At 53.2% G+C, this 26,903-nt stretch carries 27 protein-coding genes; 14 read left to right on the top strand and 13 right to left on the bottom strand.

Annotation, left to right across the window (positions count from 1 at the left end; all coding sequences use genetic code 11):
* The first annotated feature begins 8 nt into the window (after positions 1–8).
* From HV314_RS17695 to nei, 4 genes are read left to right on the top strand one after another with little or no spacing between them, the layout of a single operon-like run.
* Complete coding sequence (locus HV314_RS17695) at positions 9–731, top strand: DUF969 domain-containing protein (protein WP_019076288.1); 723 nt, start codon at positions 9–11, stop codon at positions 729–731.
* Positions 728–1,723: a DUF979 domain-containing protein gene (locus tag HV314_RS17690; protein WP_016152277.1), complete on the top strand. Its 996-nt coding sequence runs from the start codon at positions 728–730 to the stop codon at positions 1,721–1,723. The genes HV314_RS17695 and HV314_RS17690 overlap by 4 nt, the downstream gene beginning before the upstream one ends.
* 9 nt (positions 1,724–1,732) lie before the next feature.
* Positions 1,733–2,377 (top strand): pyroglutamyl-peptidase I, encoded by a 645-nt coding sequence (gene pcp / locus HV314_RS17685; RefSeq protein WP_019076289.1) that lies wholly within the window; start codon positions 1,733–1,735, stop codon positions 2,375–2,377.
* A 14-nt stretch (positions 2,378–2,391) separates the two neighbouring features.
* Positions 2,392–3,183 carry an endonuclease VIII gene (gene nei / locus HV314_RS17680; RefSeq protein ID WP_181546324.1) on the top strand — a complete coding sequence of 264 codons (792 nt, stop codon included), beginning with the start codon at positions 2,392–2,394 and terminating at the stop codon, positions 3,181–3,183.
* Here the strand turns inward: nei and HV314_RS17675 are convergent.
* From HV314_RS17675 to HV314_RS27655, 3 genes are all read right to left on the bottom strand, one after another.
* Entirely contained in the window at positions 3,180–4,226 is a 1,047-nt protein-coding gene (locus HV314_RS17675) for an AbrB family transcriptional regulator (protein ID WP_181546322.1), read from the bottom strand. The genes nei and HV314_RS17675 overlap by 4 nt on opposite strands.
* Before the next feature lie 173 nt (positions 4,227–4,399).
* Positions 4,400–5,683: a citrate synthase gene (locus tag HV314_RS17670; protein WP_016152281.1), complete on the bottom strand. Its 1,284-nt coding sequence runs from the start codon at positions 5,681–5,683 to the stop codon at positions 4,400–4,402.
* A gap of 206 nt (positions 5,684–5,889) precedes the next feature.
* Positions 5,890–5,943, bottom strand: a complete 54-nt coding sequence (locus HV314_RS27655; protein WP_418135082.1) for a hypothetical protein — start codon at positions 5,941–5,943, stop codon at positions 5,890–5,892.
* Between the two features lie 437 nt (positions 5,944–6,380).
* On the opposite strand from HV314_RS27655, the gene sdhC reads away from it, so the two are divergent.
* The 8 genes from sdhC to sucD all read left to right on the top strand — a co-directional run bounded on the left by sdhC (position 6,381) and on the right by sucD (position 16,025).
* Entirely contained in the window at positions 6,381–6,785 is a 405-nt protein-coding gene (sdhC, locus tag HV314_RS17665; RefSeq protein WP_016152282.1) for a succinate dehydrogenase cytochrome b556 subunit, read from the top strand.
* The gene (gene sdhD / locus HV314_RS17660) at positions 6,779–7,126 is read left to right on the top strand and encodes a succinate dehydrogenase membrane anchor subunit (RefSeq protein WP_005122550.1); all 348 of its coding nucleotides are present in this window, start codon (positions 6,779–6,781) and stop codon (positions 7,124–7,126) included. Before sdhC ends, sdhD begins: the two co-directional genes overlap by 7 nt.
* Positions 7,126–8,892: a succinate dehydrogenase flavoprotein subunit gene (gene sdhA / locus HV314_RS17655; protein WP_003022919.1), complete on the top strand. Its 1,767-nt coding sequence runs from the start codon at positions 7,126–7,128 to the stop codon at positions 8,890–8,892. The genes sdhD and sdhA overlap by 1 nt, the downstream gene beginning before the upstream one ends.
* A 15-nt stretch (positions 8,893–8,907) precedes the next feature.
* Positions 8,908–9,624 (top strand): succinate dehydrogenase iron-sulfur subunit SdhB, encoded by a 717-nt coding sequence (gene sdhB / locus HV314_RS17650; RefSeq protein ID WP_003022921.1) that lies wholly within the window; start codon positions 8,908–8,910, stop codon positions 9,622–9,624.
* Between the two features lie 235 nt (positions 9,625–9,859).
* Positions 9,860–12,661: a 2-oxoglutarate dehydrogenase E1 component gene (gene sucA / locus HV314_RS17645; RefSeq protein ID WP_016152283.1), complete on the top strand. Its 2,802-nt coding sequence runs from the start codon at positions 9,860–9,862 to the stop codon at positions 12,659–12,661.
* 14 nt (positions 12,662–12,675) lie between these two features.
* Entirely contained in the window at positions 12,676–13,899 is a 1,224-nt protein-coding gene (odhB, locus tag HV314_RS17640; RefSeq protein WP_016156001.1) for a 2-oxoglutarate dehydrogenase complex dihydrolipoyllysine-residue succinyltransferase, read from the top strand.
* Between the two features lie 90 nt (positions 13,900–13,989).
* On the top strand, positions 13,990–15,156 hold the full coding sequence (gene sucC / locus HV314_RS17635; protein ID WP_003022927.1) for an ADP-forming succinate--CoA ligase subunit beta: 1,167 nt from the start codon (positions 13,990–13,992) through the stop codon (positions 15,154–15,156).
* Positions 15,156–16,025: a succinate--CoA ligase subunit alpha gene (gene sucD / locus HV314_RS17630; protein WP_003022929.1), complete on the top strand. Its 870-nt coding sequence runs from the start codon at positions 15,156–15,158 to the stop codon at positions 16,023–16,025. Before sucC ends, sucD begins: the two co-directional genes overlap by 1 nt.
* Positions 16,026–16,119: 94 nt before the next feature.
* Here sucD and HV314_RS17625 read toward each other — a convergent pair whose 3' ends face one another.
* From HV314_RS17625 to otnK, 8 genes are read right to left on the bottom strand one after another with little or no spacing between them, the layout of a single operon-like run.
* Positions 16,120–16,773 carry an aspartate/glutamate racemase family protein gene (locus HV314_RS17625; RefSeq protein ID WP_181546320.1) on the bottom strand — a complete coding sequence of 218 codons (654 nt, stop codon included), beginning with the start codon at positions 16,771–16,773 and terminating at the stop codon, positions 16,120–16,122.
* A complete protein-coding gene (locus tag HV314_RS17620) occupies positions 16,770–17,189 on the bottom strand; it encodes a GlcG/HbpS family heme-binding protein (RefSeq protein WP_016152289.1) in 420 nt (139 codons plus the stop codon). Before HV314_RS17620 ends, HV314_RS17625 begins: the two co-directional genes overlap by 4 nt.
* Positions 17,190–17,194: 5 nt before the next feature.
* Positions 17,195–18,541: a bile acid:sodium symporter family protein gene (locus tag HV314_RS17615; protein WP_181546318.1), complete on the bottom strand. Its 1,347-nt coding sequence runs from the start codon at positions 18,539–18,541 to the stop codon at positions 17,195–17,197.
* A 21-nt stretch (positions 18,542–18,562) separates the two neighbouring features.
* Positions 18,563–19,375: a 3-keto-5-aminohexanoate cleavage protein gene (locus tag HV314_RS17610; protein WP_016152291.1), complete on the bottom strand. Its 813-nt coding sequence runs from the start codon at positions 19,373–19,375 to the stop codon at positions 18,563–18,565.
* Between the two features lie 28 nt (positions 19,376–19,403).
* A complete protein-coding gene (locus HV314_RS17605; protein ID WP_181546316.1) occupies positions 19,404–20,180 on the bottom strand; it encodes a hydroxypyruvate isomerase family protein in 777 nt (258 codons plus the stop codon).
* Positions 20,161–20,967, bottom strand: coding sequence for a DeoR/GlpR family DNA-binding transcription regulator (locus tag HV314_RS17600; RefSeq protein ID WP_046274719.1), 807 nt, complete (start codon positions 20,965–20,967; stop codon positions 20,161–20,163). The genes HV314_RS17605 and HV314_RS17600 overlap by 20 nt, the downstream gene beginning before the upstream one ends.
* Positions 20,968–20,976: 9 nt before the next feature.
* Positions 20,977–21,621 (bottom strand): 3-oxo-tetronate 4-phosphate decarboxylase, encoded by a 645-nt coding sequence (otnC, locus tag HV314_RS17595; RefSeq protein WP_053389804.1) that lies wholly within the window; start codon positions 21,619–21,621, stop codon positions 20,977–20,979.
* The gene (gene otnK, locus HV314_RS17590; RefSeq protein WP_046274720.1) at positions 21,618–22,874 is read right to left on the bottom strand and encodes a 3-oxo-tetronate kinase; all 1,257 of its coding nucleotides are present in this window, start codon (positions 22,872–22,874) and stop codon (positions 21,618–21,620) included. The genes otnC and otnK overlap by 4 nt, the downstream gene beginning before the upstream one ends.
* A gap of 371 nt (positions 22,875–23,245) precedes the next feature.
* On the opposite strand from otnK, the gene HV314_RS17585 reads away from it, so the two are divergent.
* Complete coding sequence (locus tag HV314_RS17585; protein ID WP_181546314.1) at positions 23,246–24,139, top strand: PocR ligand-binding domain-containing protein; 894 nt, start codon at positions 23,246–23,248, stop codon at positions 24,137–24,139.
* Here the strand turns inward: HV314_RS17585 and cobA are convergent.
* Positions 24,118–24,906, bottom strand: coding sequence for a uroporphyrinogen-III C-methyltransferase (cobA, locus tag HV314_RS17580; protein ID WP_019076302.1), 789 nt, complete (start codon positions 24,904–24,906; stop codon positions 24,118–24,120). The two genes, HV314_RS17585 and cobA, sit on opposite strands and share 22 nt — an antisense overlap.
* 405 nt (positions 24,907–25,311) lie before the next feature.
* On the opposite strand from cobA, the gene HV314_RS17575 reads away from it, so the two are divergent.
* Complete coding sequence (locus tag HV314_RS17575; protein WP_047359471.1) at positions 25,312–26,214, top strand: LysR substrate-binding domain-containing protein; 903 nt, start codon at positions 25,312–25,314, stop codon at positions 26,212–26,214.
* Positions 26,215–26,296: 82 nt separating this feature from the next.
* Here the strand turns inward: HV314_RS17575 and cobO are convergent, their stop codons facing one another.
* Positions 26,297–26,899, bottom strand: coding sequence for a cob(I)yrinic acid a,c-diamide adenosyltransferase (gene cobO, locus HV314_RS17570; RefSeq protein ID WP_181546312.1), 603 nt, complete (start codon positions 26,897–26,899; stop codon positions 26,297–26,299).
* Between the last annotated feature and the right edge of the window lie 4 nt (positions 26,900–26,903).

Raw genomic sequence — 26,903 nt, 5'->3', positions numbered from 1 at the left:
ACTGAATTATGGGAGAGGTAATTTCTCTCTGGCCATTGACGGGGATCGCCGTCATCGTGGTCGGATTTCTTTTACGTTTTAACCCGGTATTGGTGGTCATTATTGCCGGGATCGTCACGGGGCTGGCGGCGCATATGCCGGTAGCCACTATCCTTGAGAAGCTGGGTGAAGGTTTTCTTAACACCCGCAACCTGCCATTTATCCTGCTGATCCCGCTGGCGGTTATTGGCCTGCTGGAACGCCACGGACTCAAAGAGCGTGCTCAGGCGTGGATTGCAAAAATCCGCAGCGCCACCAGTGGCCGTCTGCTTATTGTCTATCTGTTCATTCGCGAAGCGACCGCTGCGTTAGGGCTGACCAGTCTGGGGGGGCATCCGCAGATGGTGCGTCCGCTGCTGGCGCCGATGGCGGAAGGAGCCGCAGAGAAAAATCACGGCGAGATACCTGGGGCGGTACGCTATCGTCTGCGCGCCATGTCAGCTGCGACCGATAACGTCGGACTGTTCTTCGGTGAAGATATCTTTGTTGCCTTCGGCGCCATCATTTTTATGCACAACTTTATGCTGGAGTCTGGTGGGATCCAGACCGAACCGCTGCATATTGCCTTGTGGGGGATCCCTACGGCAATTTGTGCATTCCTGATCCACGGTACGCGTCTGTGGCGTCTGGATAGCTATTTGCAACGTGAGGTGGCGAAAGCGAATGCCGCAGCGAAAGGGGAAGCGAAATGAATTTTCAACAAAGCTATCTCTACTGGCTGGCGGGAGCGGTATTACTGATTGTGGCGCTGATGTCCTGGCAGGACAAAGCGAACCCGCGTCGCTTCACCACCGGCCTGTTTTGGGGCATATACGGCGTACTGTTTCTGCTTGGCGACTGGACATATTCGCTGTTTGGCGACAAACGCACGGTGCATATTGCCGTTGGCGTTGCGGTGGTCGTGCTGGCCCTGATCGCCGGTTTTGGCGGCGTGAAGCTGGGAAGCTACCATCAACGAACGCAGCAACAGCGCGAAGAAAGCGCCAGTCGTCTGGGTAACCGCCTGTTTTTCCCGGCGCTGGCAATTCCGGTGGTAACGGTTATTGGCGTGCTGATGTTCAACCATATTCCGGGCTTACAGGATGCGCTGTTTGGGCCGGGTAATCACGCCACGCTGGTGACGCTCTTTTCTATGACCGCAGGCTCGTTGATTGGTCTGGCGATGGCAATAAAAATGACCCATGAGCGGGTTCATCAACCGATTCAGGAGGCGCGCCGTCTGCTGGACTCCATCGGCTGGGCGTTCATCCTGCCGCAGATTTTGGCCACGCTCGGGCTGTTGTTTACGGCAGCGGGCGTAGGCAGCGGTATTTCCTGGCTAACGCAAGAATACCTGGCGGTGGATAGCCGCTTTATCGCAGTGGCGGTGTACACCCTCGGCATGGCATTGCTGACGATGGTCATGGGCAATGCGTTTGCCGCTTTCCCGATCGTGACCGCTGGAATTGGGATTCCGATCCTCGTGCTGCAGCACGGCGGCAATCCGGCAGTAATGGCGGCAATTGGTATGTTCTCTGGCTATTGCGGGACGTTAATGACGCCGATGGCGGCAAACTTTAACATTGTTCCTGCAGCGCTGCTGGAGCTGCCGGATAAAAACGCGGTGATTAAAGCGCAGGTGCCAACCGGCATACTGCTGTTGCTGGTCAACGTGTTCCTGATGTATTTCCTGATGTTCTTGTAAGGTGACAGGATGAAAACAGTACTCATCACGGGATTTGAACCCTTTGGCGGCGAGTCAGTTAACCCTTCCTGGGAAGTGGTCTCGGGCCTCGACAATGCTATCATCGGCGGATGCCGCGTCGTTGCCCGCCAACTGCCGTGCGTCTTTGGCGAGTCTCTTGCCGTACTCAATGGTGCGATTGACGCGCTGTCGCCATCACTGGTGCTGGCGGTGGGGCAGGCGGGTGGGCGCGCGGATGTCACCGTGGAGCGCGTGGCGATCAACGTTGACGATGCGCGTATTGCGGATAATCAGGGTCAACAGCCGGTAGATGTGCCGATTGTGGCCGATGGTCCGGCGGCGTGGTTTAGTTCGTTGCCGATCAAAGCGATGGTTGTTGCCATGCGCAACGCGGGAATTCCGGCTTCGGTTTCCCAGACCGCGGGCACTTTCGTGTGTAACCACGTGATGTATGGCCTGCTGCATAAACTACGTGACGTTCCGGCGGTAAAGGGAGGATTTATTCATATCCCTTATTTGCCGCAACAGGCTGCACAGCACCCCGGGGCGCCAAGTATGGCAGCGGACACAGTGCGCCGGGCGCTGGAAGTTGCGATTGCCACCGCGTTGCAGGTGGAGAGTGATATCGCAGTGACGGGCGGTGCAACACATTAAAAAAGGACAGTATTATGCCTGAAGGCCCGGAGATCCGCCGCGCGGCGGATAACCTGGAGGCGGCAGTCAAAGGCAAACCCCTGACCGATGTCTGGTTTGCCTTTGAGCAGCTAAAACCGTATCAATCTCAACTGATTGGGCAGAGTGTTACCCAGCTTGAAACGCGGGGTAAAGCATTGCTGACCCATTTTTCTAATGGATTGACGCTGTACAGCCACAATCAGCTCTATGGCGTGTGGCGAGTGGTGGATACCGGCAAAATACCGCAGACTTCGCGGGTACTGCGTGTCAGGTTGCAAACACATGACAAAACTATTCTGCTCTATAGCGCCTCTGATATCGACATGCTGACGCCGGAACAGCTCGCTACCCATCCGTTCCTGCAACGGGTTGGGCCGGACGTTCTGGATTTACGTTTAACGCCCGATGACGTGAAAGCGCGTCTGTTATCCCCGCGTTTTCGCAATCGCCAGTTTTCTGGCCTGCTGTTGGACCAGGCGTTTCTGGCGGGATTAGGTAACTACCTGCGGGTAGAGATTCTCTGGCAGGTAGGGCTGACCGGGCAGCATAAAGCGTCGACGCTCGGAGATGAACAGTTGGATGCGCTGGCGCATGCGCTGCTTGATATTCCTCGTTTGTCCTATAACACCCGCGGGCTGGTGGATGAGAATAAACATCACGGCGCGCTGTTTCGCTTTAAGGCCTTTCACCGGGATGGTGAAGCCTGTGAGCGCTGTGGCGGAATCATCGAAAAAACGACGCTCTCTTCACGACCCTTTTACTGGTGTCCAGGATGTCAGCACTAAGCGGGATGCTTTGGCGCGTGTACTGAAATAAACCGCGCCACCGCCGGGCCAGTCAATAAAATACTGAATAGCCGCAGGGTTTGCATCGCCATGATCAGCGCCATATCGGCGTGACTCCCCGCGGCAATCACCGCAACAGAATCCACGCCGCCTGGACTGGTCGCCAGATAGGCGGTAAGAAAATCTATCTGCATGTAATGCGCCAGTCCCCAGGCCATAGCGGCGCAGATCGCCATCAGTGAAAAAATGGACAAGAGGATTTGCGGTAAGGGGCGCAACGCCATTAAAAAGATCTGCTTGTCAAAGCCCAGGCCAATTTGCCAGCCGATGGCCATATAGGCAATCGCCAGCAACCATTCCGGCAGTTCGATCACCATCACGCCACCGGCATTCAGCAATGCGCCTGCCAGCATCGGTAGCAACATGACGCCAGAGGGGATACGCAATAGACGCCCGGCCGTACCGGCAACGGCGGCCAGCGCCAGGGTACTGAACAGATTGCTGCTCAGCGGCGGAAACCAGACGATTTGCTCACTGACCGTTTGGGCCTGGTCGCCCATCATCACTCGGGTGACCAGTGCCGCCGCACCAACCACCAACAGTACGCGCAGATACTGCATAAACGCCACCAGCCGGATGTCGGCACCATATTCCTGCGCCATTGCCACCATTGCCGCCGCACCGCCAGGTGACGAGCCCCATGCACCGGTGTTTCCCGGTAGGTTACTGTAGCGAACCAGCAGCCAGCCGATTACCGCGCTGCTGATAAGGGTCGCCAGCAGGATGATAATCACCATCGGCCAGTGGGCCGTAAGGGTCGTTAAGATTGAGCCCGTCAGGTTTTGGGCAATCATGCAGCCGAGAATCGCCTGCGCGCCAAGAAATGTGCAGCGGGGAGGGGGCAGTGAGATGCCGCGCATACTGAATATGATGCCGACGATCATCGAACCGAGTAGCAGCGGTCCTGGAAGGTGTATAAACAAAAAGAACAGGGAAAGAAGGAGCGATAGCAGAAACAACAGGCTCCACTGCAAAACAGGCATCCCATGCTCCTGAGTGAAATGACGGAAATCTCAGTAAATCATAGAGAAAGCATGATGAGAATAAAATAATATGCATCAAAAAAACAGGTCGGATTCTGGCTCCAATGCCTTGTCCGACCCGGGAGAATTAATGGCTGTAAGCCGGACAGGCGCTGGCGCCATCCGGCAGACAATTAACGCTTAATATCAGACTTAAAATCGCGCTTATCGTAGCCGGTGTACAGCTGACGCGGACGAGCGATTTTCATGCCGTCGGTGTGCATTTCGTTCCAGTGTGCAATCCAGCCCACGGTACGCGCCATGGCGAAGATAACGGTGAACATGGAGGACGGAATACCCATCGCTTTCAGGATGATGCCGGAGTAGAAATCTACGTTCGGGTAGAGTTTCTTCTCGATGAAGTACGGGTCGTTGAGCGCAATGTGTTCAAGTTCCATCGCCACTTCCAGCAGATCATCTTTGGTGCCCAGTTCTTTCAGTACTTCATGGCAGGTTTCACGCATGACGGTGGCGCGCGGGTCATAGTTTTTATAAACACGGTGACCAAAGCCCATCAGGCGGAAGGAATCATTCTTGTCTTTCGCGCGGCGAACAAATTCCGGAATGTGTTTAACAGAGCTGATTTCTTCCAGCATTTTCAGCGCAGCTTCGTTTGCGCCGCCGTGTGCTGGTCCCCACAGGGAAGCAATACCGGCCGCGATGCAGGCAAACGGGTTAGCGCCAGAAGAACCGGCGGTACGAACGGTAGAGGTTGAAGCGTTCTGTTCGTGGTCAGCGTGCAGGATCAGGATACGGTCCATTGCGCGTTCCAGAATCGGATTCACTTCGTATTTTTCGCACGGCGTGGAGAACATCATGTTCAGGAAGTTACCGGCGTAGGAGAGGTCATTACGCGGGTACACGAACGGCTGTCCGATGGAATATTTGTAGCACATCGCTGCCATGGTCGGCATTTTGGATAGCAGACGGAAGGCGGCGATTTCACGGTGACGCGGATTATTCACATCCAGCGAGTCGTGGTAGAACGCAGCCAGCGCCCCGGTAACACCACACATAACGGCCATCGGGTGAGAGTCGCGGCGGAAACCGTGGAACAGGCGGGTGATCTGTTCGTGGATCATGGTATGGCGAGTGACTGTGGTTTTGAACTCGTCGTACTCCTCCTGCGTCGGTTTTTCGCCGTACAGCAGGATATAACACACTTCCAGATAGTTTGACTCGGTCGCCAACTGATCAATCGGGAAGCCGCGATGCAGCAAAATACCTTCGTCACCGTCGATGAAAGTAATTTTGGATTCGCAGGATGCGGTAGAGGTGAAACCTGGGTCAAAAGTAAACATCCCTTTTGAGCCAAGACTACGAATATCAATAACATCTTGACCGAGCGTACCTTTCAGCACATCCAGTTCAATAGCAGAGTCACCATTTAGAGTGATTTTTGCTTTAGTATCAGCCATTTACGGTCTCCTTAGCGCCTTATTGCTTAAGACTGCTGGAACTCACATTTGCCTTCGTACATCAATGAACCGTTACCAGTTTGTTATTTGGCTCGCCGCTCTGCGAAAGAGGGGATAACCTGGGTACAGAGCTATGGGCGCTTGCAGGTAAAACGGTCTTTTCATGGCGAATAAACTGCAAATCAAGAACTTAGCAATCCGAATTATTAAACCTGTCTATCACTAATAACTGTCCTGACTGTATTGGTCAATACTTCCACACTGTTACATAACTAAATGTCCGGTGAAAGAGTGACCCCATAACTTTTACGCATTATATGCTTTTTCTGGTGTTGTTTGTAACAACTTTGTTTAATGATTGTCAAATTAGATGGTTAAAAATTAAAATAATGTTGTTATCGTGACCTATGTCACTGTTCGGGATAAAACCCGACAAACTATATGTAGGTTAATTGTAATGATTTTGTGAACGTCCTATACTGCCGCCAGGTCTCCGGAATACCCTGCAATCCCGAGCCAACCAGCGTTGTAACGTGTCGTTTTAGCATCTGGAAGCAGTGTTTTATATGACGCGTAGTTATAGTAAGGACGCTGTCTGACCCGCACGCAGACCGGAGGAAGGAAATCCCGTCGTCTTTCAGGCTACAGGTGTCTTCATCTTCTGTACCCGAAGTCCAAAGGGAATAATAAGAACAGCATGTGGGCGTTATTCATGATAAGAAATGTGAAAAAACAAAGACCTGTCAATCTGGATCTACAAACGATCCGGTTCCCAATCACGGCGATAGCGTCCATTCTCCATCGCGTATCCGGAGTGATCACCTTCGTGGCGGTCGGGATTCTGTTGTGGTTATTGGGTACCAGCCTTTCCTCCCCTGAAGGTTTCCTCGCGGCGTCATCCATTATGAATAACTTCTTTGTGGAGTTAATTCTGTGGGGGATCCTGATTGCGCTGGCATATCACGCCGTAATGGGCATTCGCCATCTGTTGATGGATTTTGGCTATATCGAAGAAACCCTCGAAGCAGGGACACGTTCCGCCAAAATTTGTTTCGTTATCATTGTCGTGCTTTCACTTCTCGCAGGAGTCCTCGTATGGTAAGCAACGCCTCCGCATTAGGACGCAACGGCGTACATGACTTCATTCTGGTCCGTGCTACCGCTATCGTTCTGACGTTATACATCATCTATATGGTCGGCTTCTTCGCCACCAGCGGCGAACTGACGTTTGAAGTCTGGACCGGTTTTTTCTCATCGGCATTCACCAAAGTCTTCACCCTGCTGGCTCTTTTCTCCATCTTGATTCATGCCTGGATCGGCATGTGGCAGGTGTTGACCGACTACGTTAAACCGCTGGCCGTGCGCCTGATTCTGCAACTGGCTATCGTCGTTGCGCTGGTGGTTTACGTCATTTATGGATTTGTTGTGGTGTGGGGTGTGTAATGAAACTGCCAGTCAGAGAATTTGATGCTGTTGTGATTGGTGCCGGCGGCGCAGGTATGCGCGCGGCGCTGCAAATTTCCCAGAGCGGTCAGACCTGTGCGCTGCTCTCCAAAGTGTTCCCAACCCGTTCCCATACCGTATCTGCGCAAGGTGGCATCACCGTTGCGCTCGGTAATACCCATGAAGATAACTGGGAATGGCACATGTACGACACCGTCAAAGGGTCGGACTACATTGGTGACCAGGACGCTATTGAATATATGTGTAAAACCGGTCCGGAAGCGATTCTGGAGCTGGACCACATGGGGCTGCCGTTCTCTCGCCTCGATAATGGCACAATTTATCAACGTCCGTTTGGCGGCCAGTCGAAGAATTTCGGCGGCGAGCAGGCGGCACGTACCGCGGCAGCGGCAGACCGTACCGGCCATGCGCTGTTGCACACGCTGTATCAGCAGAACCTGAAAAACCACACCACCATCTTCTCCGAGTGGTACGCGCTGGATCTGGTCAAAAATGCCGATGGCGCGATTGTTGGTTGTACCGCGCTGTGTATTGAAACCGGTGAAGTGGTTTACTTCAAAGCCCGCGCAACCGTGCTGGCAACCGGCGGTGCCGGCCGTATTTATCAGTCCACCACCAACGCCCACATCAACACCGGTGACGGCGTCGGTATGGCTATCCGCGCTGGCGTGCCGGTGCAGGATATGGAGATGTGGCAGTTCCACCCAACCGGTATCGCTGGCGCGGGTGTTCTGGTAACAGAAGGCTGTCGTGGTGAAGGTGGCTACCTGCTGAACAAACACGGTGAGCGCTTCATGGAGCGTTATGCCCCGAATGCGAAAGACCTGGCGGGTCGTGACGTGGTGGCGCGTTCCATCATGATCGAAATCCGCGAAGGTCGCGGCTGCGACGGTCCGTGGGGGCCGCACGCCAAACTGAAACTCGACCACCTGGGTAAAGAAGTGCTGGAGTCCCGTCTGCCGGGTATTCTCGAACTGTCCCGTACCTTTGCTCACGTTGACCCGGTGAAAGAGCCGATCCCGGTTATCCCAACCTGCCACTATATGATGGGCGGTATTCCGACCAAAGTCACCGGCCAGGCGCTGACCGTGAATGAGCAGGGCGAAGATGTGGTGATCCCAGGGCTGTTTGCCGTCGGTGAAATCGCCTGCGTATCGGTTCACGGTGCTAACCGTTTGGGCGGCAACTCACTGCTTGACCTGGTGGTATTTGGTCGTGCTGTGGGTCTGCATCTGCAGGAATCTATCGCAGAGCAGGGTGACCTGCTGGATGCAACCGAAGATGAAATCGACGCTTCTCTGGCGCGTCTGAATCGCTGGAACGGTAACCGTAACGGTGAAGACCCGGTGGCAATTCGTAAAGCGCTGCAAGAATGTATGCAGCATAACTTCTCGGTATTCCGCGAAGGCGATGCGATGGCGAAGGGCCTGGAAGAGCTGAAAGCGATTCGCGAACGCCTGAAAAATGCCCGTCTGGACGATACCTCCAGCGAGTTCAACACCCAGCGCGTTGAGTGTCTGGAGCTGGATAACCTGATGGAGACCGCGTACGCCACTGCAGTATCTGCAAACTTCCGTACCGAAAGCCGTGGCGCGCATAGCCGCTTCGACTTCCCGGAACGTGATGACGAAAACTGGCTGTGCCATTCCCTGTACCTGCCAGAGTCGGAATCCATGACGCGACGTCAAGTCAATATGGAACCGAAGCTGCGCCCGGCATTCCCGCCGAAGATTCGTACTTATTAATGCGGAGACAGGACAATGAAACTCGAGTTTTCAGTTTATCGCTATAACCCGGATGTTGATGACGCTCCGCGCATGCAGGATTACACCCTGGAGGCGGAAGAAGGGCGCGACATGATGCTGCTGGATGCGTTGATGCAGCTGAAAGAAAAAGATCCGTCGCTGTCGTTTCGTCGCTCATGCCGTGAAGGGGTTTGCGGCTCCGACGGTCTGAACATGAACGGCAAAAATGGACTGGCCTGTATCACACCTATTTCTGCGCTGAATCAGCCGGGCAAGAAAATTGTCATTCGCCCGCTGCCAGGTTTACCGGTTGTGCGCGATTTGGTGGTAGACATGGGGCAATTCTACGCACAGTATGAGAAGATTAAGCCTTACTTGTTGAATAATGGGAAAAATCCTCCGGCTCGTGAGCATTTACAAATGCCAGAGCAGCGTGAGAAGCTCGATGGGCTGTATGAATGTATTTTGTGTGCATGCTGCTCAACGTCCTGCCCATCATTCTGGTGGAACCCGGACAAGTTTATTGGCCCGGCAGGCCTGTTGGCCGCGTATCGCTTCTTAATTGATAGCCGCGATACCGAGACCGACAGCCGTCTGGAAGGGTTAAGTGACGCTTTCAGCGTATTCCGCTGTCATAGCATCATGAACTGCGTCAGCGTATGTCCTAAAGGGCTGAACCCGACGCGCGCCATCGGTCATATTAAGTCGATGCTGCTCAAACGTAGTGCATAAGTAGTTGTAGTTGCCGGGGAAGAGATTCCCCGGCCGTGCAGGGAAACCTCTAAAAACTGCCACATTGATAGCAATAATCGCAGCCTGAACGACGACGATTATTAGACAGTTTTTAAAGGTTCCTTAGCGGACGCAGATGACACGACAGTCCGCAACAAGTGAACCCCGGCACGCACATCGGTGTGCGTGGTAGTATCCACGGCGAAATAAGCATACAAATGCTTAAGGGATCACGATGCAGAACAGCGCTTTGAAAGCCTGGTTGGACTCTTCTTACCTCTCTGGTTCTAACCAGAGCTGGATAGAACAGCTCTATGAAGACTTCTTAACCGACCCTGACTCGGTAGATGCTAACTGGCGTTCGACGTTCCAGCAGTTACCTGGTACCGGAGTCAAACCGGATCAACTCCACTCAAAAACACGTGATTATTTCCGTCGACAGGCGTTGATTACCCCACGTTACTCTTCTTCTATTTCCGACCCTGATGCCAATGTGAAGCAGGTTAAAGTCCTGCAGCTCATTAACGCCTATCGTTTCCGCGGTCATCAGCATGCGAATCTCGATCCGCTGGGACTGTGGCAGCAAGAAAATGTGGCCGATCTGGATCCCTCCTTCCACGATCTGACCGATGCGGATTTCCAGGAAAGCTTTAACGTGGGTTCTTTTGCCGGTGGCAAAGACACGATGAAGCTGAGCGACCTGGTTGTCGCGCTGAAACAAACCTACTGCGGCCCGATTGGCGCCGAGTATATGCACATCACCAGCACCGAAGAAAAACGCTGGCTTCAGCAGCGTATCGAGTCTGGTCGTACTGCGTTCAGTAGTGAAGAGAAGAAACGCTTCCTCAGCGAACTGACCGCAGCGGAAGGTCTGGAACGCTACCTGGGCGCGAAGTTCCCGGGCGCGAAACGCTTCTCACTGGAAGGCGGTGATGCGTTAATCCCAATGCTCAAAGAGATGATCCGCCACGCCGGTAACAGCGGTACCCGTGAAGTGGTACTGGGTATGGCGCACCGTGGTCGTCTGAACGTCCTGGTTAACGTGCTGGGTAAAAAGCCGCAGGATCTATTCGACGAATTTGCGGGCAAACATAAAGAACACCTCGGTACCGGTGACGTGAAGTACCACATGGGCTTCTCATCAGATATCGAAACCGAAGGCGGTCTGGTGCATCTGGCGCTGGCGTTTAACCCGTCGCACCTGGAAATCGTCAGCCCGGTGGTTATCGGTTCCGTACGTGCACGCTTGGATCGTCTGGACGAGCCGAGCAGCAATAAAGTGCTGCCAATCACTATTCATGGTGATGCGGCAGTAACCGGGCAAGGCGTGGTTCAGGAAACCCTGAACATGTCGAAAGCGCGTGGTTACGAAGTGGGCGGTACCGTTCGCATCGTTATCAACAACCAGGTGGGCTTCACCACCTCTAACCCGCTAGATGCACGTTCTACACCATACTGCACCGACATCGGTAAGATGGTTCAGGCGCCGATTTTCCACGTGAACGCGGATGATCCGGAAGCGGTCGCTTTCGTAACGCGTCTGGCACTGGATTTCCGTAATACCTTTAAACGCGATGTCTTCATCGATCTGGTGTGCTACCGCCGTCACGGCCACAACGAAGCCGACGAGCCAAGCGCAACCCAGCCGTTGATGTATCAGAAAATCAAAAAGCATCCGACCCCGCGCAAAATCTACGCTGACAAGCTGGAAGCGGACAACGTCGCTACGCTGGAAGATGCGACCGAAATGGTCAATCTGTATCGTGACGCGCTGGACGCAGGCGAATGCGTGGTGAAAGAGTGGCGTCCAATGAATATGCACTCCTTCACCTGGTCGCCGTACCTCAACCACGAGTGGGATGAAAACTACCCGAACAAAGTTGAGATGAAGCGTCTGCAGGAGCTGGCAAAACGCATCAGCACCGTGCCTGAAGCGGTGGAAATGCAGTCGCGTGTTGCCAAAATTTACGGCGACCGTCAGGCCATGGCCGCAGGCGAGAAGCTGTTCGACTGGGGTGGCGCAGAGAATCTGGCTTACGCCACGCTGGTTGATGAAGGTATTCCGGTACGTCTGTCGGGTGAAGACTCTGGCCGCGGAACTTTCTTCCACCGTCATGCGGTGATTCATAACCAGGCGAATGGTTCAACGTACACTCCGCTGCAGCATGTGCATAACGGCCAGGGCACGTTCCGCGTATGGGACTCCGTGCTGTCTGAAGAAGCGGTGCTGGCATTCGAGTACGGTTATGCCACGGCAGAACCGCGCACCCTGACTATCTGGGAAGCGCAGTTCGGTGACTTCGCCAACGGTGCGCAGGTGGTTATCGACCAGTTCATCTCTTCCGGCGAGCAGAAATGGGGCCGTATGTGCGGTCTGGTTATGCTGCTGCCACACGGCTATGAAGGTCAGGGCCCGGAGCACTCCTCCGCGCGTCTGGAACGTTATCTGCAACTTTGCGCTGAGCAAAACATGCAGGTTTGCGTCCCGTCTACCCCGGCACAGGTTTACCACATGCTGCGTCGTCAGGCGCTGCGCGGAATGCGTCGTCCGCTGGTAGTGATGTCACCGAAGTCGCTGCTGCGTCATCCGCTGGCGGTGTCCACGCTGGACGAACTGGCAAATGGCACCTTCCTGCCAGCCATTGGCGAAGTAGATGAACTTGATCCTAAAGGCGTGAAGCGTGTCGTGATGTGTTCTGGTAAGGTTTATTACGACCTGTTGGAGCAACGCCGCAAGAACGACCAAAAAGATGTCGCCATTGTGCGTATCGAACAGCTCTATCCGTTCCCGCATAAAGCGGTGCAGGAAGCGCTGAAACCGTTTGCTCATGTACATGATTTTGTCTGGTGCCAGGAAGAACCGCTCAACCAGGGCGCATGGTACTGCAGCCAGCATCATTTCCGTGAAGTAATTCCATTTGGGTCAGCTCTGCGTTATGCAGGTCGCCCGGCCTCTGCCTCTCCGGCAGTAGGATATATGTCCGTTCACCAGAAGCAGCAACAAGATCTGGTTAATGACGCGCTGAACGTCGATTAAATAAAGGATAAATAATGAGTAGCGTAGATATTCTTGTTCCCGACCTGCCTGAATCCGTAGCGGATGCAACGGTTGCAACCTGGCACAAAAAACCGGGCGATGCAGTACGTCGTGATGAAGTACTGGTAGAAATCGAAACTGACAAAGTGGTACTGGAAGTACCGGCATCAGCGGACGGTATTCTTGATGCGGTTCTGGAAGATGAAGGGACAACCGTCACTTCTCGCCAGATCCTCGGTCGCCTGCGTGAAGGCAACAGCTCTGGCAAAGAGACCAGCGCCAAGTCTGAAGAGAAAGATTCTACTCCGGCACAACGCCAGCAGGCGTCTCTTGCTGAACAGAACAACGATGCCCTGAGCCCGGCGATCCGCCGCCTGCTGGGTGAGCATAACCTCGAAGCCAGCGCCATCAATGGCACCGGCGTCGGTGGTCGTATCACGCGTGAAGATGTTGAAAAGCATCTGGCCAAAGCGCCGGCTGCGAAAGCAGAAGCCAAAGCGCCGGCCGCCGCGCCTGCACCACAGGCTCAACTGGGCGCTCGTGGCGAAAAACGTGTTCCGATGACCCGTCTGCGCAAACGCGTAGCTGAGCGTCTGCTGGAAGCGAAAAACTCCACCGCCATGCTGACCACGTTCAACGAAGTCAACATGAAGCCAATCATGGATCTGCGTAAGCAGTACGGTGACGCGTTCGAGAAACGTCACGGTATCCGTCTGGGCTTTATGTCTTTCTACGTGAAAGCGGTTGTTGAAGCGCTGAAACGCTATCCGGAAGTGAACGCGTCCATCGACGGTGATGACGTGGTTTACCACAACTACTTTGATGTCAGCATGGCGGTCTCCACGCCGCGTGGCCTGGTCACGCCGGTCCTGCGTGATGTGGATCTGCTGGGTATGGCTGACATCGAGAAAAATATTAAAGAGCTGGCAGTTAAAGGTCGCGACGGCAAGCTGACGGTCGACGATCTGACGGGCGGTAACTTCACCATCACTAACGGTGGCGTGTTCGGTTCCCTGATGTCTACCCCGATCATCAACCCACCGCAGAGCGCCATCCTGGGTATGCATGCCATCAAAGATCGTCCGATGGCCGTAGACGGCAAGGTTGAAATCCTGCCGATGATGTATCTGGCGCTGTCTTATGACCACCGTTTGATCGATGGTCGTGAGTCAGTAGGCTTCCTGGTAACCATTAAAGAGTTGCTGGAAGATCCGACGCGTCTGCTGCTGGACGTGTAGTAAATAAGAGTATCACCTGCCCCGTAGGTCTGGAGGCTTATCAGGCCTACGGGTAAAAGATAACGATTACCTGAAGGATGGACAGAACACATGAACTTACATGAATATCAGGCAAAACAACTTTTTGCCCGCTATGGCTTACCGGCACCGGTGGGTTATGCCTGTACTACTCCGCGTGAAGCTGAAGAAGCTGCATCTAAAATCGGCGCAGGCCCGTGGGTAGTGAAATGTCAGGTTCACGCTGGTGGCCGTGGTAAAGCGGGCGGTGTGAAGGTTGTGAACAGCAAAGAAGACATTCGTGCTTTTGCTGAACACTGGCTGGGTAAACGTCTGGTCACTTACCAGACAGACGCCCATGGTCAACCGGTAAATCAGATTCTGGTTGAAGCAGCGACCGACATTGGTAAAGAACTTTACCTCGGCGCAGTTGTTGACCGTAGTTCCCGTCGCGTGGTCTTCATGGCCTCTACCGAAGGCGGCGTGGAAATTGAAAAAGTGGCTGAAGAAACGCCGCACCTGATCCACAAAGTAGCGCTCGATCCGCTGGCCGGTCCGATGCCTTATCAGGGTCGTGAACTGGCGTTCAAACTGGGTCTGGAAGGTAAACAGGTTCAGCAGTTCACCAAGATCTTCATGGGTCTGGCGACTATCTTCCTTGAGCGCGATCTGGCGCTGATCGAAATCAACCCGCTGGTGGTGACCAAGCAGGGTGATCTGATCTGCCTCGACGGCAAACTGGGCGCTGACGGCAACGCGCTGTTCCGCCAGGCTGACTTGCGTGAAATGCGCGATCAGTCTCAGGAAGATCCGCGTGAAGCACAGGCTGCACAGTGGGAACTGAACTACGTCGCTCTGGACGGCAACATCGGTTGTATGGTTAACGGCGCGGGCCTGGCAATGGGCACCATGGACATCGTTAAACTGCACGGCGGCGAACCGGCTAACTTCCTTGACGTTGGCGGCGGTGCGACCAAAGAGCGTGTAACCGAAGCGTTCAAAATTATCCTCTCTGACGACAATGTTAAAGCCGTACTGGTTAACATCTTCGGCGGTATCGTACGCTGCGACCTGATCGCGGACGGTATCATCGGCGCGGTAGCAGAAGTGGGCGTTAACGTTCCGGTCGTGGTACGTCTTGAAGGTAACAACGCTGAACTCGGCGCGAAAAAATTGGCTGATAGCGGCCTGAATATTATTGCAGCGAAAAGTCTGACGGATGCAGCTCAGCAGGTTGTTGCCGCAGTGGAGGGGAAATAATGTCAGTTTTAATTAATAAAGATACCAAGGTTATCTGCCAGGGCTTCACCGGTAGCCAGGGGACATTCCACTCTGAACAAGCGATTGCTTACGGTACGCAAATGGTCGGCGGTGTTACGCCGGGCAAAGGCGGCACCACGCATCTGGGTCTGCCGGTGTTCAACACCGTACGTGAAGCAGTAGAAGCGACCGGCGCAACCGCCACCGTTATCTACGTTCCGGCTCCGTTCTGCAAAGACTCCATCCTGGAAGCTATTGATGCAGGCATCAAGCTTATCATCACCATCACCGAAGGTATCCCAACGCTGGATATGCTGACCGTGAAAGTGAAGCTGGATGAAGCGGGCGTGCGCATGATCGGCCCGAACTGCCCAGGTGTTATCACCCCTGGCGAATGTAAAATCGGCATCATGCCGGGTCATATTCACAAGCCTGGTAAAGTCGGTATCGTTTCTCGTTCTGGTACGCTGACCTATGAAGCGGTTAAGCAGACCACCGACTACGGTTTTGGTCAGTCTACCTGTGTGGGTATCGGCGGCGACCCGATCCCTGGCTCTAACTTCATCGATATCCTGAAGCTGTTCCAGGAAGATCCGCAGACCGAAGCGATCGTCATGATCGGTGAGATCGGCGGTAGCGCGGAAGAAGAAGCGGCGGCGTACATTAAAGATCATGTGACCAAGCCGGTTGTGGGTTACATCGCGGGTGTGACTGCGCCGAAAGGTAAACGTATGGGTCATGCTGGTGCGATCATCGCAGGTGGTAAAGGTACGGCGGATGAGAAATTCGCTGCGCTGGAAGCCGCTGGCGTGAAAACCGTTCGTAGCCTGGCCGATATCGGCGAAGCGCTGAAAACAGTGATTAAGTAAGAAAAAAAACAGCCCTGACTCTCTGCATAGTCAAGGGCTGGTCCCGTTTCGACATGGTTGGCCATCTGATGATGGCCTTTTTTTGGCCTGTAATTCAGCTTTCAGCCAGTGTTTTCAACCAGCGAATTCCGCTTTCCGGCGAGGTCATTACCGGCACCGGCGGGGAAGGGAGCTGCTGTAAAACGCGCGCCATCGAGGCCTGCGCCAGCATCACAACATCTGCCTGGGTAAAGGCGCTCTGTAACCCTTCACTGACGATACGGTCATGGGTATCCATATCTCCCGCCAGCAGCGCGTGGAATGCCTCCTCCATTAATATAGGCGTGATGGTTCGCGATTTACCGCTCTGCTGCACTTTGCGCTGTACGTAATCCAGCGTTGGCTTCAGCGTGGTTGCCACTGTCGCCAGTACGGCGATCCGCTCACCTTTTTCAATCGCCTCTTCCACCATTGCGCAATCAATGCGCACGAGCTGCAGTGGGGTCATAAACTGGCATTGCTCCACCGCAGTACCAATTGAGGAGCAGGCGGTAATAAAAATATCGCAGTCCGCCTTTTCGGCAATATGCACATAGTCGGCGATGCGGGCGGCAATATTGGGCGTCACGCCCTGGGCCTTCATTACCTGCTTGATCATGGATTCTTCCACCAGGTGCATGACTTCAACATCCGGCATGATGTCGGCAATCAGCTGTTGCATCATCGTAAGCGTGGCGGCACTGGTATGCAGCATGGCGACCTTTTTCATTGGGCAATCTCCTTAAGTAACGTTTCCGCGACGGCCAGCGCCGCATCATGATCTTCCTGCGCGGATAAACCGCCTACCGCGACGGCCCCAAGGCATTTTCCTTGGTGCAGAATCGGGATACCGCCCGGCAGTGCCGTAAACAGCGGGTCGGCAAAATAACCGATATCCAGTTGCTCTTTCTGCAGGCGCTGTAAAAATGCCTGCGTGGTGCAGCCCAGACGGCTACTGGTGCGTGCTTTGCGCTGGGTTAACTCGATGGTTAACAGTTTGGCGTTATCCATCCGCGCAAAGCTGAGTAGTTCGCCATTGGCATCGCATACGGCCACGCTTAACGGGCGTTTTGCGTAACATGTTTCGGCAAGGTCGAGCGCAGAGGCCACGGCGCGCAGGGCATGCCCCAGAGTGAGAGTTGTCATCGTGATTATCCTTTTGACAGATTTTCGCAAGCGGGTTGAACGGGATCTTTGGCTGCGGCGGCCTGCGCCTGTCTGGCGTCTTTCTTGCGCCAGTAGTTCGCGAGCAGCGAGCCGCTGACGTTACCAAGCGGAGTCATCACCGCCGAGGCCAGGCCAACCGTTGCCAGTTTGCCCATCGCTGCGGCAAGCCCGGACGCCATGCCGCCGTTTTGCAGGCCGACTTCAAAGGCTACGGTGCGGGCAGACTGTACGTCCATGCGGAAGATCCAGCGGCTCATCAGATAGCCAATCAGGAAGCCGCCGAGGTTATGCATCAACATGGCGAAGCAGAGCAGGAAGCCGACCTGCACCAGGTTCTCGCGCCCGGCTGCGGCTGCGGTGGTCGTAAAGAAAATGATCCCCATCATTGAGATGGTCGGCATGATTTTCTTCACGCCCGCCACGCGGCCATACAGCCAGTTGTAGAACAATGCCCAGACGAGACCGCCTGCCACGAAGTTGAGCACCACCGCGTACATTTGCGCATCGGCGCTGGCGTGACCAAACAGCGTGTCCCAGCCGCCAGCAATCATATACAGCAGCCAAAGAGCGCCGATCCCGGCCAGCATCTGGACGACACGGCGTCCGCGCACGCCCGCATAGGTTTTCAGATAGTCATGCAGAATTGCCGCGCCGATGGGGATCAATACGATTTTCACCACATCCATTACCATCGCGGTGAGCTGGATATCGATCATCGACCCCGCCAGCAGATTAACCCACAGCGGCGTCATCACCGTCGCCGCCAGCGTTGAGACTGCGGCGATCGAGACCGCCAGCGCCAGGTTGGCGTTCGCGATATAGACCATGACGGTAGAGGAGAGTCCGCTTGGGCAGGCGCCAATCAGCAGAATCCCGACCGCCACCTCAGGCGGAAAGTTAAAGATAAGCGTAATGCTCAGGCCGAGCAGAGGCATGATAACGAAGTGGCAGAAGGTGCCAATAAACACCGCCCACGGCATTTTGGCGACGTCAATAAAATCCTGGATCGTTAGCTTAGTGCCCATGCTAAACATGGTGGCCTGAATGACGAGGAATACGATCCATTTATGGGTGATATTGAAACCGCCCCAGACGATCAGATCCGTAGACCAGGTCATGGCGGCGACAAACCCGGCGATGATCCATAGCGTAAACTGATAGCTGCGTAGACCCGGCCAGTAGCCTGCACCGGCGGCGAATCCGGCGGTGAACATCACCAGCCCTGGCTGCCAGAGCGCCGCGGACTGGATTAGCGCACCGATAATCGCCAGCGCCGCGCCCGCAACGCTGATACCGAGTCCGGTTTTGTGAATAACAGTGGTCATAGTCATGTTGAAATGTCCTTGCTGTTGTTATTGCTGCCGGGATGGAATAGATAACATGTGCCGCGCAATTTCTGGCGTGGCGACTTTTTTATCCATGCTGCGAATGAGCGTGGCGAGTTTGGCAACCTGCTGGTAATTATGCTGTGCTTTTTCTTCAGCACTTAAATAATAGCTATCCTCAAAGCCGATTCGTACTTCACTGGCCCCCATGCCGACGGCGGCGGCAATAATATCGAAGTTCTTTCTGCCAAAATGAGTAATACCCCATAAGGCATCGCGCGGGATCATGCTACGCAGAGCAATTAAAGCATCAATGGTTGCTGGCGTACTGCCGCGATGGCCGAGGACGATATTAAAGAGCATGGGTTTTTGGAATTTTATTTTATCTTCAAGGTTCAGGATGTTATTAATCATGCCAATTTCAAAAACTTCAAATTCTGGAATAATATTGCGCTCAACTATTTGCCGGGAGCAATATTCCACGTCCGGACCGGGATTAAAGTACACCGCATCTCCGAGGTTGACGGAACCGACGTTCAGCGAAGCCATCTCTACGCCGGGACAGGAGAGTGGCGCGCAGCGTTCGGCGATGGACATTGAAGAGACGCCGCCGGTAGACGCCTGAATAATCAGGTCTGAATGGCGCATGACGTTATCAATGGTCGCCTGAAAATCGGTGGTATCCGGCGTCAGGCGACCCTGTTTATCGCGAACGTGTAAATGCACGATGGACGCGCCATGCTCTACGCTGGCGAGTATTTCCTGCGCCAGTTCTGCGGGTATAACTCTGGGGCAATCCGCGGCAACGGGTGCCAGCGAAATAATAACAGTATCCGACATATTTTCCTCCGGTACAGAGATATTTAAATTATAGGTAAGGCGTTATCCAGTTTAATGAGTCGGGCCCTGACGTTGACGGTTGATATTCACAGCCAATCCAGCCCTGGTAATTCATTTTTCTAATAAAATCGAATAGCCATGCTTCATTTAATTCACCTGTTCCCGGTTCATGGCGATAGGGGACAGAAGCAATTTGAAAATGTTTAATTAAGGTGAAGTAGCGTTCAATATTTTTTGCCACATTGCCATGAATTTTCTGACAGTGGTAAATATCAAACTGTAAACCTATGTTTTTCTTGCCAACCTCTTGAATAATAGATTCGGCCAACGGAAAGCTGTCAATAAAATAACCGGGCATATCCTGCGAATTTAACGGTTCAATCAGCACATCGATTTCCGCTTCAGCCATCATATCGCAGGCGATACGCAGCCGGTTGGTCAGGAGAGTGCGCTGAGCGTGAAGCGTCAGATCGTCGCAGCGCGAACCGGCCATAACGTGAATCCGACGACAGCCCAGCGCCGTGGCGTAATCACGCGCCACGTTGAGGCTATGGTGAAATTCCTGGTCTCGACCGGGCTGCGCGGCCAGTCCCCGCTCACCTTGTGCCCAGTTACCCGCCGGTGCGTTCATCAGCACCACCGGCAGGGATGTTTCCCGCTGTGCAGCATGCAAATGCGCCAGCGGGTGCTGCCAGAGAAATAGCCCTTCAACGCCGCGAAAACCAGCCGCCTGCGCCGCAGCAAATCGCGCCGCTATCGGTAAATCTGTAAACAACCAGTCGAGGTTAGCCGCTAACTTCAGCATGGCGCGCACCCTCCCGGTTATCAACCAGATGCAGCTTAACGCCCTGGCTGGCAAGCGTTTGCTGGGCGTTTTCCGGTAACCGGTTATCAGAAATAATGTCGGTTAACTGTTCCAGCCCACAGATATGGAACATGCCGTATTTGCCAAACTTACTGCTGTCGCAGACCAGCACCCGACGCCGGGAAACGGTGAGTACCGCTTCTTTAACCGAGGCTTTCCCTTCGCTCGGCGTCGACATGCCGCGTTCGGTATCCCACGATGAGGAGCTCAGAAACGCCACGTCAATATTAATGGTGCGCAGAAAACTGGCGGCGCTTTTTCCAAGGCATGAGCGGTTACGCTGATCCACCAGACCACCGGTGTGATAGAGCGTTATGTGCGGCATATCCATCAGATAGTGGCTGATGGAAAAATCGTTGGTTACTACCGTCAGATTGAAACAATGGCTGGCGGCGACCGCTTTTGCCACTTCAAACAACGACGTTCCGGCATCCAGATACAGCGTTTGTCCGGGCTCAATGAGCATGGCGGCGAGCTGGCCCATTTTACGTTTCACGTCATGATTCAACTCGGCTTTTTCCCGCCATGGCAGCTCGGATTTCAGCAGGTTATTGAGCTTCACTCCGCCGTTAATGGCGATAACTTTGCCTTCTTCTTCCAGCAACTGGATGTCGCGACGCACGGTCATATGCGATACGCTCATCAAATCTGCCAGTTCATTAAATGAGGCGGCATTTTTTTCGTGCACGTAGCGGTAGATAAAATCACGTCGTTGCTCGGGGATCATTATGTCACCTCACGCTTGCCGGGAATGTTCAAGTTCGGCCACCGCTTCTTCTGAGAGCGGAACATAGCCAAGCGGTTTTAATGTCAGCCAGATGCGGGCGCTGTCTTCCAGTTCTTCGGCGTTAAACACCGCCTCACGCAGCGAGCGACCGCTTACTACCGGCCCGTGATTGGCCAGCAGCGCGGCCGTATGGTCTGCCGCGATTTCACTCAGTGCGCTGGCAATGCCTTCATGGCCAGGCTTGAAATAGGGCAGCAGCGGTAACTGCCCGACGCGCATCACATAGTACGGCGTTAACGGCGGCAGGCAGTTTTTCGGCGTGGCGCACGGCAGGCAGGAGAGCGCGGTCAGCCATGGAGAATGCAGGTGCACGACCGCGCCGCAGGATGGCCGATGTCGATACCACGCCAGATGCATGGGCACCTCTTTTGAGGGTTTGTCACCGCTAAGATGAACGCCGTTGGCATCCAGCCGACTTAGCGTGGCAGGATCAAGCTCGCCCAGACAAGAGTTGGTTGGGGTCACCAGATAGCCGCCATCCGGCATTTTGACGCTAAGATTGCCGGAACCGCCGCTGCTGTAACCGCGCATAAACAGGGAACGGCCATAGTGGACGAGTAGTTCGCGCAGTTGGTGTTCACTCACCGAATTCATAATGCGTACTCCTGGGCAGTAAAAAAGAAATCATCGTCACCAAAGTTGCCTGACTTCAGCGCCAGCGCCAGACCGGAGGAAAATACCCACGGCACGCCTGGCGCAATGGCTTTGCCGACGGACAGACGCTTCACCTGCAAGGCTTCCACAACGGTGCCGGAGGTTTCTCCGCCCGCGACGATAAAGGTGTTTACACCCGCAGTTCGTAGCTTTGTGCTCAGCCGGGCAAAAGCGTGTTCGATTGCCTGGCTGGCGACCTGTTCGCCGTGCTCCTGTTGAATACGTTTGAGTACGTCTGGCGGCTGGGTGGCGTATATCAGTGGCGCTAATGGGTCGCTGATATGCGTCATCGCCCAGGCGCTCAGTTCATCGGTGTAGCGTTCGGCATCAGACAGGCAGCGGGACACATCAAGCAAACGAGACGCTGCCGCGGCCTTATAGCGATTAACCTGACGATTGCTCATTGCCGAACAGCTACCGGAGAACACCACCGTTTTGGCAGGCAGTGGAAAAGAGTCCGGCGGCATGGATTGCTGGCCTCCGCTGTAGGCGGCCAGCGCGCCGCCGAGCCCGGAGCCCCCGGCTAACAGAGGGCTGGCATGGAGAGCTTGCGCCAGCGTGTTGAGATCTGCTTCATCCAGCGTATCGACGATAACGTGACGCGTACCTTCAGCCTGAAGTTGGGCCAGGGCGTAAGTGACCGCTTCCACACCTTGACGTAGGGTCGTGAGGTTGATGCAACCAACCGCGCCTGGCGTTTGCGCGCTCAGCAGGCGCGGCAGGCTGGCATCGTTCATTGGATTGAGCGGATGCTTTTCCATCCCGGATTCGTTAAGCAGTACACCGTGTACAAAAAGATGACCATGCACCACCGTGCGTCCGTTTTGCGGCAGAGCGGGGCAGTGGACGATCAGCGGAACCTGCAGGTCGTTCATCAATGCATCGCTGACCGGGCCAATATTGCCTGTTGGCGTGGAGTCAAACGTCGAACAATATTTAAAATAAATCTGGCGGACACCTGCATTTTGTTTCAGCCAGCGGGCACAGGACAGGGATTGGGCGACGGCCTGTTCTGCGGGTAATGAGCGGCTTTTCAGCGAGATGACGATAGCGTCAACCTCTTCATTCCAGCATTGCGCGGTATCGGGCATACCGGGCAGAAGCGCGACGCGCCACCCCTGCTGCGCCATAAAGCTTGCAATGTCCGTTGCGCCGGTAAAATCGTCGGCGATAACGCCTGTGGTGACGGCCATGGATCAACTCCGTTCAGATTGTTTGCTAACTGAACATATTATTCAGGAGGGCCTTTCACATTCACATGATGATTATCACAAATAAACACATCATCGATTCACATTAAAAACGGGTAATTTGTTGAAAATAATGAAGTTAGGTGTTGAGTGTTGCGAAAAGAGTCTCACAAGAGAGTGTGAAGATTCGTTAATCTTTGAGAAAGCGAAGTTGCGGTGTGCTGCAGAGTATTATCGTGGTCGCTATAATTTTCTTGCCAATTGATCATAATCATCTGCACAAATGAGATTATTTTTTGCGGTGAGCATCATTCTTTCCTGAGGCTAATTTTTGCATATTAGCGGCCTTAATATTATTAATGCCGGAGGATAACGTGCCGCTGAAAATCCAGGATGACTATTTACACCGTTTTTTCTCTATCGCAGAACTCTTCTCCCGAGCCACTGGGTTAGCCACAGTCGTCGTTGATATTAACGGTATAGCGTTGTCTAAATGTCATAATTTTAATTCGTTTTGCACATTAATGCGTGCGGATGAGCGCTATCGAGCAGGTTGCCAAAAGTGCGACAAGTACTGTGCTTTTGAGGCATTAAAACAGCTTAAACCCAGAATACTCACCTGTCATGCAGGGCTAAGCCTGTTCTCGATGCCATTAATTCATGAGGGACACCTTTACGGTTTTATTATTTGCGGGCAGGTGCGGGTAAAATATCAGGAATATGAAACTATCGCTATTGATAACAAAAACTCATGGATTAATAACCCCGAAATTAAAGCTGAGTGGGGCCAGTCTGCGATGGTGGATAATAATGTGCTGGTGGCGTCGGCAAATTTGTTAAGTTTTATTGTTGATAATTTTGAGAAAGAACAATTGATCTCTGAGAAGATTGTAGTTCCGGCAACCCGATACGCTCATCATTATTTCACTGAGCCTTCACGTCACGAGAAAAAACTTATGGCGGCGCTGCGTTATATTGACGAGAATTTGTATGGTGAATTGTCTTTGGATTCTGTCGCGGCTCATGTGTGCTTAAGCGCGAACTATTTCAGCCGTTTTTTCAAGAAACGCCAGGGTGTTAATTTTAAAACCTGGGTGAGTCAGAAAAAAATGCAAAAAGCAGGGGAGTTATTACACGATCCGGATCATTCCATAGACAGTATTGCCAGGAAACTGCAATACGCGCAAACCAGTTACTTTTGCCGCGTTTTCCGGGCGGCGCATCAAACGTCGCCCCAGTCTTTTCGTCACGCCAGACTTTCGCAGTAAAGATTGTCTGGCAGCGTGATGGCTTCAGGTATAAAAGAGAGCCGATCGCTCAGGGTCACCACATCTCCGATTACAATCAGCGCCGGTGGAACAATATTAGCTTCCTGCGCCTTGCTCAATAATGAACCGAGCGTGCAGGTCAGGCGGCGTTGATTTTCCCGGGTCGCAGACATAATTAGCGCGGCGGGCGTGTCTGCTGATTTTCCGCCCATCAACAGCTCTTCACAGATAAACGCCAGATTGGCGATACCCATGACGATGACCAACGTGCCGTTAAGTTTCGCCAGTTGACGCCAGTCCTGCTGCTGATTGCCTTCCCGCGTGTGGCCAGTCACCACGTGAAAGCCGGAGGCAAAATCGCGATGCGTCACCGGGATACCGGCATAGGTCAGGCCGCCAATCGTAGAACTAATACCCGGTACAACTTCAAAAGGGATGCCCATTTCAACCAGATCCTCAACTTCTTCAGCCCCACGGCCAAATACATACGGATCGCCACCTTTGAGGCGCACAATGTTGTGGTGTGTTTGGGCATACTGGACCAGTAGTGCGTTGATTTCATCCTGGGGAACGCAATGGAAGCCTGGATTTTTGCCGACATTGATAAGCAGGCAGTCAGGTAATGCCCATTCCAAAATTTTAGGATTGACCAGCCGATCGTAAATAATGACGTCGGCCTGTTTAATGCACATCATTGCTTTGAGGGTCAGTAATGAAATATCACCAGGACCTGCTCCAACGAGCCAGACCTTTCCGAAAGTTTTCACAATGTGTCCTTTATCACGTCTGTCAAAAAATGGCACAAACGACATCAATAAATGATTAAAAGCAGTCGTTTGCCCGTAAGTTATAACGTGAAATTATCCAGGATTAGCGCATGGATAATATTGATTAATCTCGCAAAGTTTTTTCTGCAATAAACAAGAAGACTTGAAAAATTATTAAGAACTTATTGGCACTATTTACTTAGGTTTAACCTTATTTAAATTGTGTTTATTGTTGTGCTTGAGTATTATTGGTTAATATTTATCCGCCATCAGTGTGAGCAAATCATGGATTGGATCAATGACATCAATGGAGAAAATAAAATATAACTCTCGGTGCTTATCTGGGTGCCTTGAATTATTTTTTATAAATTAAACTATTTTTGTACGCTGCATATGGAAGAGGTTATGAGAGGAAAAATACCCAAGACGGAGTTGCTGGTAACTTTTGAAGTGGTTGCGCGTCACGAAAGTTATACCCGGGCAGCTGAAGAGTTGGCGTTAACACAAAGTGCTGTTTTCCGCCAGGTGAATGCACTGGAGGATTTTCTTAATACCGCGCTATTTAATCATGCCAAAAAACGTATTTTTTTAAATGCGGCCGGCAAACATTATTTAAGTATCGTTAAAGAAACGTTAAATAAACTCGAGCGCGATACGACCACAATAATGACCTGGCAACCGACCGTACAGGTTATTGAGCTGGCGGTAAATCCGACGTTCAGTACGCATTGGTTGATCCCCAACCTGCGCGAGTTTAACAAACTCAATCCTGATATTATCGTGAACATCCATTCGCTGGCGAATATCGGTGATTTTCTTAATCGTGAGTATGATGCGGCAATTATGCGCGAAGATTTCTACTCACCGTGGTCAGAGGTTGAGTACCTGTTTGAAGAGGAAATTCTGCCAGTTTGCAGCCGCTGTCTGCTGGCCGAACCGGAACGGAAACTGTCAGTCCACGAACTGCTGAACGAATACCCGCTGTTGCACCAGAGTACGCGAATCAAAGGCTGGCAGGAATGGTTTGCGCTGTCCAACGTCAGCAGCCCGCTGGTAAATAAAGGCCCGAGATTTGATCTGTTGTCGATGTTGATTGCGGCGGTCCGTTCTAATCTGGGGGTTGCGCTGCTTCCTCGTTTTGCCATTCAGCACGATCTGGACAATGGAGATATGGTCATTCCTTGCGATGTTCCGATGCGCACCGGGAACCGTTTCATTATGACGTGGCGTGAAGAGAAATCGGAGTCTGCGCATTTACAGACATTTCGTAACTGGTTGCTCAGTAAGTCCGTGGTGTCGGCTGCCTGATGGTGGTTTGCGCTTTATCAGGCCTACAACGATTGGTAGGCCGGATAAGACGCGTTAGCATCGTTATCCGGCAAAAGAACGGCTACCAGTCGATTCCAATCTGTGCCTGAATCCCGCGGTCAAACGCGTGCTTGACCGGGCGAATTTCACTGACCGTATCGGCCAGTTCCAGTAGCAGCGCATGGCATCCGCGCCCGGTCACGATGACGCTTTGCTCCGCAGGGCGATTTTCGATGGCGCTGATAACCTCCTGGGTGTCCAGATAGTGGTAAGCCAGCATGTAAGTAAGCTCATCCAACACCACCAGATCGTACTGCGGATCAGCCAGCATGCGCTTACTTTCCTGCCAGACTAACGTTGCCGCCTCGATATCCGCTTGCCGATTTTGGGTTTCCCAGGTAAATCCGGTGCCCATAATATGAAATTCGACACCGAGCGGTTGCAGCGTGTTGTACTCGCCATTATCCCACTGGCCTTTAATAAACTGCGCGATGCCAACGGTTTTTCCGTGACCAACCGCGCGCGTTGCCGTACCAAGGGCTGCGGTGGATTTTCCTTTACCGTTGCCGGTGAAGACAATCAGGATCCCTTTCTTCTCCGTTGCTGCCGCCACGCGGGTATCAACCTGTTCTTTCAGTTTCTGCTGACGCTGGCGGTGTCTGTCATTATTGGCTCGCGCTTCCATGGTG

Source organism: Citrobacter sp. RHBSTW-00887 (assembly GCF_013728095.1).
Lineage (GTDB): Bacteria > Pseudomonadota > Gammaproteobacteria > Enterobacterales > Enterobacteriaceae > Citrobacter > Citrobacter braakii.
This window is presented reverse-complemented; position numbering and strand designations above follow the sequence as displayed.

Coding starts and splice junctions, on each gene's coding strand:
- HV314_RS17695 (WP_019076288.1), top strand. CDS start 9: ATGGGAGAGGTAATTTCTCTCTGGCCATTGACGGGGATCGCCGTCATC.
- HV314_RS17690 (WP_016152277.1), top strand. CDS start 728: ATGAATTTTCAACAAAGCTATCTCTACTGGCTGGCGGGAGCGGTATTA.
- pcp (WP_019076289.1), top strand. CDS start 1,733: ATGAAAACAGTACTCATCACGGGATTTGAACCCTTTGGCGGCGAGTCA.
- nei (WP_181546324.1), top strand. CDS start 2,392: ATGCCTGAAGGCCCGGAGATCCGCCGCGCGGCGGATAACCTGGAGGCG.
- HV314_RS17675 (WP_181546322.1), bottom strand. CDS start 4,226: ATGCCTGTTTTGCAGTGGAGCCTGTTGTTTCTGCTATCGCTCCTTCTT.
- HV314_RS17670 (WP_016152281.1), bottom strand. CDS start 5,683: ATGGCTGATACTAAAGCAAAAATCACTCTAAATGGTGACTCTGCTATT.
- sdhC (WP_016152282.1), top strand. CDS start 6,381: ATGTGGGCGTTATTCATGATAAGAAATGTGAAAAAACAAAGACCTGTC.
- sdhD (WP_005122550.1), top strand. CDS start 6,779: ATGGTAAGCAACGCCTCCGCATTAGGACGCAACGGCGTACATGACTTC.
- sdhA (WP_003022919.1), top strand. CDS start 7,126: ATGAAACTGCCAGTCAGAGAATTTGATGCTGTTGTGATTGGTGCCGGC.
- sdhB (WP_003022921.1), top strand. CDS start 8,908: ATGAAACTCGAGTTTTCAGTTTATCGCTATAACCCGGATGTTGATGAC.
- sucA (WP_016152283.1), top strand. CDS start 9,860: ATGCAGAACAGCGCTTTGAAAGCCTGGTTGGACTCTTCTTACCTCTCT.
- odhB (WP_016156001.1), top strand. CDS start 12,676: ATGAGTAGCGTAGATATTCTTGTTCCCGACCTGCCTGAATCCGTAGCG.
- sucC (WP_003022927.1), top strand. CDS start 13,990: ATGAACTTACATGAATATCAGGCAAAACAACTTTTTGCCCGCTATGGC.
- sucD (WP_003022929.1), top strand. CDS start 15,156: ATGTCAGTTTTAATTAATAAAGATACCAAGGTTATCTGCCAGGGCTTC.
- HV314_RS17625 (WP_181546320.1), bottom strand. CDS start 16,773: ATGAAAAAGGTCGCCATGCTGCATACCAGTGCCGCCACGCTTACGATG.
- HV314_RS17620 (WP_016152289.1), bottom strand. CDS start 17,189: ATGACAACTCTCACTCTGGGGCATGCCCTGCGCGCCGTGGCCTCTGCG.
- HV314_RS17615 (WP_181546318.1), bottom strand. CDS start 18,541: ATGACTATGACCACTGTTATTCACAAAACCGGACTCGGTATCAGCGTT.
- HV314_RS17610 (WP_016152291.1), bottom strand. CDS start 19,375: ATGTCGGATACTGTTATTATTTCGCTGGCACCCGTTGCCGCGGATTGC.
- HV314_RS17605 (WP_181546316.1), bottom strand. CDS start 20,180: ATGCTGAAGTTAGCGGCTAACCTCGACTGGTTGTTTACAGATTTACCG.
- HV314_RS17600 (WP_046274719.1), bottom strand. CDS start 20,967: ATGATCCCCGAGCAACGACGTGATTTTATCTACCGCTACGTGCACGAA.
- otnC (WP_053389804.1), bottom strand. CDS start 21,621: ATGAATTCGGTGAGTGAACACCAACTGCGCGAACTACTCGTCCACTAT.
- otnK (WP_046274720.1), bottom strand. CDS start 22,874: ATGGCCGTCACCACAGGCGTTATCGCCGACGATTTTACCGGCGCAACG.
- HV314_RS17575 (WP_047359471.1), top strand. CDS start 25,312: ATGAGAGGAAAAATACCCAAGACGGAGTTGCTGGTAACTTTTGAAGTG.
- cobO (WP_181546312.1), bottom strand. CDS start 26,899: ATGGAAGCGCGAGCCAATAATGACAGACACCGCCAGCGTCAGCAGAAA.